Genomic DNA, 5,601 nt, shown 5'->3' on the forward strand with positions numbered 1-5,601 from the left:
GCGGATGATGAATTGGATTTGTCGGACCGATGATCTTGAAGCGGCACTAGATGAGGCCCCCCCCGGATCAGGTCGCGCAATGTGGCTGTCACGCGGGGATATGCGCTGGCAAATGGCGGTGCCAGAGTTCGGCAAGCTGCCCTTCGATGATGCAAGCCCGGCACTGATCCACTGGGGTGACAGCGCGCATCCTGCAGGACGCCTGCCGGATTGCGGGTTTCGCCTTGTGCGGCTGGATGTGTTCCACCCACGAGCCGGTGAATTGATCGATGCCTTTCCTGCGCTGAACAGACTGCAGTCGACGCTGGTACGTGAGGGGCCGGAAAAGCGGTTAATCGCAACGATTGCGACACCGGAAGGCAACCGGATCCTCGCATGATTGTGCGTCCGGCCACGCCGCGTGACGCTACCGGAATTTCAGCTGTGCTGAACCCGGTTATCCGCGACACGACAATCTCGTTTAAGCCTATCGAACTCAGTCTCGATGAAGTGGCGAAGCTCATCGAAAATGCGCCAGGCATATTTGTGGCCGAAGACGACGGCGTGATTCTAGGCTATGCCAGTTACGACCAATTCAGGCGCGGACTTGGCTATGCGCGTACGATGGAACACTCGATCATACTTGCCCCCGAGGCACGCGGGCGGGGGACAGGCCGCGCGTTGATGCAAAGGGTCGAGGATCACGCCCGCGCGGCTGGGATCGGATCGCTTTGGGCCGGCGTCAGCGGCGAGAACCCAGAAGGTGTTGCCTTCCATGCACGGATCGGGTTTGAAACCGTCGTTGTGTTGCCAAAGGTCGGTTTCAAGTTCGGTCGCTGGCTGGATCTGACCATGATGCAAAAATGGCTACAACCCATGGGTGACGACGCGGAGAGTTCCGCGTAAGATCATGTCCATGTCCGTTTGGTCCCGCATAGCTGACGCGCTTGCCGCACTGCGCTCTGGCGAAAGTCTCGCCTCGGTGTTCGACATGCTGCGCTCGCCACCAGAACGCTCGATTGCGTTCACGATTGCGGTGATTGCCTTGGGCGCGAAGATGGCGAAGGCTGATGGTTTAGTGACACGCGACGAAGTGACTGCGTTTCGCGAAGTTTTTCATATTCCGGCCGCCGAGGAAGGCAATGCAGCCAAGCTGTTCAATTTTGCGCGCCAGGACGTGGGGGGATTTGAAGAGTATGCCACACGCATCGCGCGGATGTTTAACGAGGCGGATGGAACACTTTGCGACTTGCTTGAAGGGCTGTTCTATATCGCGGTGGCTGATGGCGATTATCATCCAAAGGAAGATCAGTTTCTGGCGCGCGTTTCCGAGATTTTCGGCCTGAGCGACCGACAGTTTCGTGCGATCCGGACCCGATTTGTCGCGGACGCCGAGCCTGACCCCTGGGCCGTTCTGGGCGTCGAGCCTGACACGCCGATGAAGGATATTCGCAGCGCCTGGCGAGACCTTGTCCGCGAGACACACCCCGATCGGTTGATGGCGCGGGGGTTGCCGCAAGAGGCGCTGAAAATGGCCGAGAAACGCCTGATCGCGGTCAATCACGCTTGGGAAGAGATTAACAGGGACGCGGCGTAGGTGCGGCTTGTAACCTACAATGTTGAGTGGTTTTCGAACCTTTTTGATGACCGGGGCCGGCTCTTGAACGATGCCGGATGGTCCGGGCGATATAACGTGAAGCGGTTCCAACAGATCGAAGCATTAGGAATTGTTTTCAATGCCCTAGATGCGGACGCCGTGATGATTATAGAAGCCCCTGACAGCGACCGCAGACGTGACGGCGCGGCGGCTTTGGAGATTTTTGCGGAAACGATGGGCTTGCGGTCGCGTCGCGCGGTGATGGGGTTTGTGAATGATACCCAGCAAGAGATTGCGCTTTTGTATGACCCGGATGCGATGACAGTGGAGCACGATCCGCAAGGCGAACCGCGTTTTGATCAGGACTATGAAATCGATCTTGATGTGGATGCGGCGCCGGAAAAGGTGCGCTGGTCTAAGCCTCCGCTCGAGTTGGCGGTGCGGACCAAAGATGGCGTGAACTTGCGACTGATTGGAGTGCATGCAAAGTCCAAAGCCCCGCATGGCGCGCGGACGGATGCCGGTGTTATGCGAATTGCCATCGAGAATCGACGCAAGCAGTTGGCGCAATGCATTTGGTTGCGCGAGCGTGTCGATGATCACCTTGATCAAAACGATAGGCTTGTTGTTCTGGGTGACTTCAACGACGGGCCGGGCTTGGATGAATATGAAAAATTGTTCGGACGGTCCGGCGTTGAGATCGTTCTTGGCGTTGATGACGAAGCCGATTTATTTGATCCACATGCTGCCGCGATGATCGGCCGTGTGCCTGGCCCAGTGCCCGCGTCGGCTCGGTTTTGGTTGGCAGATCAAAAGCGTTGGATGGAAACGCTGCTTGATTATGTGATGGTCTCGCCGGCGCTTGTGGACGAAGCGGATCGCTGGCGCATCTGGCATCCCGTTGACGATGCCAATATTGCCGAAGTGCCTGAGTTGGTGAGCGCTTTACTTACCGCGTCAGATCACTTCCCGGTTAGCGTCGAGCTTGATATTTGATGATTTTGCCTCGTTGACGCAATGGGTTCTGAGGTGCATGGTCTCAGCGTGAAATGCGTCGGGGGGATCCACATGGACGCTAGCGGTGACGCAGCGACCGAAGATTGGGGCCCGTTTGGACGGCCACTGTTCGAGGACCCGAGCGCGCGGGCCTTAAGCCGTGTTGGTGTGCTTGATGTTGGCTCGAATTCGGTGCGGATGGTGGTGTTTGATGGCGCCGCCCGAAGCCCTGCATATTTCTTCAATGAAAAAGTCATGGCCGGCCTTGGCGCCGGGTTGGCGGAAACAGGGCGTCTCAATCCCGAAGGCCGCATAAGGGCTTTGTCAGCGATCAAAAGGTTTCAATTGCTTGCCGAGGGCATGAGAATCGCACCGCTTACAGCTGTTGCAACAGCTGCGGTGCGCGAGGCGGAGGACGGTCCCGCGTTTAGGGAGGAACTACAGCGCGAGACTGGCCTTCGCCTTTGGGTTATCGACGGAGAGGAAGAGGCCCGCCTTTCAGCACAAGGAGTTTTGTTGGGTTGGCCGGGGGCCTATGGGTTGGTCTGCGATATTGGTGGTTCGTCGATGGAGCTTGCCGAATTGCGGGACGGCCGGGTCGGCAAACGGATTTCAACCAAGCTTGGCCCGCAGCGGCTGAAAACCATCAAGGGCGGTAAGAAGGGGCTTAAAAATCATATTGCCGTAGAAGTTGCTGCCCTTGCCGAAACGATGGGGTCGCAGAAGGACCGCCTCTTTCTAGTGGGTGGGTCGTGGCGCGCTTTGGCGCGGATCGATATGGATCGACGCGGTTATCCACTGACGGTTTTGCACGAATATAGGATGTCGCGGAAATCGGTTCTGGCGACGATTGACTACATTCAGGACTCCAAGATTGAAGACCTGCGCCTGCGGTGCGGGCTGAGCGAAAGCCGGATGGCATTGGTGCCGTTGGCCTCACTGGTTTTGAAGGAATTGATCCGCCAGTTAAAGCCGTATGATATTGCGATTTCCAGCTATGGGATCCGCGAGGGCATGCTTTATGAGCAGATGCCGCAGCGCCTGCGGGATCGCGATCCGTTAATCGAAGCCTGCCGGTTTGCCGAAGCGAAAGATGCGCGCATGCCCGGTTTTGGGCGGCGCCTTTACGATTTTGTGCTGCCGCTTTTTTCAGGCCGCAAGGCCGCGCCGCATCGGTTGGTTAAGGCCGCCTGTTTGCTGCATGACGTCAGCTGGCGTGCGCATCCGGACTATCGCCACGAGGTCTGTTTTGACGAGGCGACACGGGCGAACCTTGGCGGCATGACGCATTCGGAACGGGTGTTTCTTGGGGTTGCATTGCTGCATCGCTATAAAAACAGCCGTGTGAATTCCCGTTTTGACCCCTTGTTCAAGCTGATCGACGATGACTTCCTGAAGCAAGCCGAAATTCTTGGGAAGGCAATGCGCTTTGGTGCCATGCTGACCGCGTCGAAAGACGAGAAAATGGGGAGTTTCAAGTACTTCCCTAAGAAACAAAGGCTTGAGGTTCGTCTAGCGCCGGGAACGCGTGGTCTGTTTGGTGAAGTTGCAGAAGCGCGCCTGAATTCGCTGGGTTCAGCGCTGGGAGCAACAGATATTGTTGTGATTGGGCGCTAAAGCTCAATCTCGCCGGTGTCGTTTTCTTCCGGCTTCAACGGGGTCTTGCGGCGGATGATGATGTCACCGTTTGGGAGGACTTCGGGCGCGTGGTAGGCATCAAGACTATCGAGAAGCGCCGATAAGTCGTTGATGGCGGGCTCCATTTCTTCAAGCAATCCACGCATGAAAAGCCGTAAAGCTTCGCTCATCAGATCTCTCCCCTCGGGTTCGGGGGCATCTTGCGCAAACGAAGGGGCGGCGGCAAAAACCAGTGGGATGAGTAAACGAAGCATAGCCTTATCTTAACAGAAGTTGAGGGCTTTTACGATTCCCGCTGAGACAAAAAATGGCCGGGCGAAATACCCGGCCATTGAACGTCTTGGATCGGGCCCGCGTTATTCAGCGGCCATCTTGATGACGGGCTCCATGTTATCAAGTTCGGCGTCGGGCAGGTGACACTTGATCTGATGACCGTTGGCAAGCGTGCGAACCGGCGGCATTTCCCTGTCGCAAAGCCCGTCCGCAACCTTGTTCTTCCAGCGACAGCGCGTCTGGAACGGACAGCCGGGCGGTGGGTTCATTGCCGACGGGATGTCGCCGTCCAACACGATGTGCATTTTCTGGATGCTGGTGTCCGCAATGGGAACAGCGGACAAAAGCGCCTCGGTGTAGGGGTGGTATGGCGGCGAGAACACCTGATCGGTGGTGCCCAATTCAACCACGTGGCCAAGGTACATGACCATCACACGGTCCGACAGATAACGAACGATCGACAGGTCGTGGCTGATAAACAGCAACGTCGTTTTCTCGTTACGCTGGATCTCCATGAGGAGGTCCGTGACCGCCGCCTGCACCGACACATCAAGCGCTGAGACCGGCTCGTCTGCGACCACGATGCGCGCGCCGCCTGAGAATGCGCGCGCGATACCAACACGTTGTTTCTGACCACCCGAAAGCTGGCGTGGCATACGGTCAGCAAATTCTCGCGGTAGTTTCACCAGGTCGAGAAGTTCAAGCATCCGCGTGCGGCGTTCGGCTTGGTTGTTGCCTACTTTGAAGATTTCCAAAGCGCGAATGATTTGTCGACCAACCGTCATCGATGGATTGAGCGTGTCGAAGGGGTTTTGGAAAACCATCTGAACCGAAGAGACCGTTTTGGTGTCGCGTTTCTCAATTGGCAGGTCTTGGATTTCCCGGTTGTCGAGAAAGATTTTGCCTTCAGTTGCGGTCTCAAGGCCCATAAGGACCTTTGCAAAGGTCGACTTACCGCAACCCGATTCCCCAACGATGGCGAGAGTCTCGCTCTCGCGGGCCTCAAAAGTGAGGGTTTCGTTGGCTTTGACGACCTTCTTGTTGGCACCTCCAAAGAGCGCGTTGGCAGAAACCTCGTAGTATTTTTTGAGGTCTTCCATCCTGAGAACGACGTCGCC

The 5,601-nt window shown here is 56.8% G+C and carries 7 protein-coding genes; 5 read left to right on the forward strand and 2 right to left on the reverse strand.

Going from position 1 to position 5,601, the window contains the following annotated elements; translation table 11 throughout:
• The 5 genes from AC221Y_RS19530 to AC221Y_RS19550 all read left to right on the forward strand — a co-directional run.
• On the forward strand, positions 1-379 hold a 379-nt coding region (locus tag AC221Y_RS19530; RefSeq protein ID WP_486708101.1), incomplete at its 5' end, for a VOC family protein.
• A complete protein-coding gene (locus tag AC221Y_RS19535; RefSeq protein ID WP_486708104.1) occupies positions 379-885 on the forward strand; it encodes a GNAT family N-acetyltransferase in 507 nt (168 codons plus the stop codon). The genes AC221Y_RS19530 and AC221Y_RS19535, both read left to right, overlap by 1 nt.
• Before the next feature lie 10 nt (positions 886-895).
• Positions 896-1,576 carry a molecular chaperone DjiA gene (locus AC221Y_RS19540; RefSeq protein WP_299750610.1) on the forward strand — a complete coding sequence of 227 codons (681 nt, stop codon included), beginning with the start codon at positions 896-898 and terminating at the stop codon, positions 1,574-1,576.
• Positions 1,577-2,572 (forward strand): endonuclease/exonuclease/phosphatase family protein, encoded by a 996-nt coding sequence (locus AC221Y_RS19545; protein ID WP_299750613.1) that lies wholly within the window; start codon positions 1,577-1,579, stop codon positions 2,570-2,572.
• A gap of 72 nt (positions 2,573-2,644) precedes the next feature.
• On the forward strand, positions 2,645-4,189 hold the full coding sequence (locus tag AC221Y_RS19550) for a Ppx/GppA family phosphatase (RefSeq protein WP_299750616.1): 1,545 nt from the start codon (positions 2,645-2,647) through the stop codon (positions 4,187-4,189).
• On the opposite strand, the gene AC221Y_RS19555 is transcribed toward AC221Y_RS19550, so the two are convergent.
• Together AC221Y_RS19555 and AC221Y_RS19560 are read right to left on the reverse strand one after the other, a co-directional pair.
• Positions 4,186-4,464: a hypothetical protein gene (locus tag AC221Y_RS19555; RefSeq protein WP_486708102.1), complete on the reverse strand. Its 279-nt coding sequence runs from the start codon at positions 4,462-4,464 to the stop codon at positions 4,186-4,188. The genes AC221Y_RS19550 and AC221Y_RS19555 overlap by 4 nt on opposite strands.
• 102 nt (positions 4,465-4,566) lie before the next feature.
• A partial coding sequence (locus AC221Y_RS19560; protein ID WP_486708103.1) for an oligopeptide/dipeptide ABC transporter ATP-binding protein occupies positions 4,567-5,601 on the reverse strand: 1,035 nt, incomplete at its 5' end.

This window comes from Boseongicola sp. (assembly GCF_057460485.1).

Coding starts and splice junctions, on each gene's coding strand:
- AC221Y_RS19550 (WP_299750616.1), top strand. CDS start 2,645: ATGGACGCTAGCGGTGACGCAGCGACCGAAGATTGGGGCCCGTTTGGA.
- AC221Y_RS19540 (WP_299750610.1), top strand. CDS start 896: ATGTCCGTTTGGTCCCGCATAGCTGACGCGCTTGCCGCACTGCGCTCT.
- AC221Y_RS19555 (WP_486708102.1), bottom strand. CDS start 4,464: ATGCTTCGTTTACTCATCCCACTGGTTTTTGCCGCCGCCCCTTCGTTT.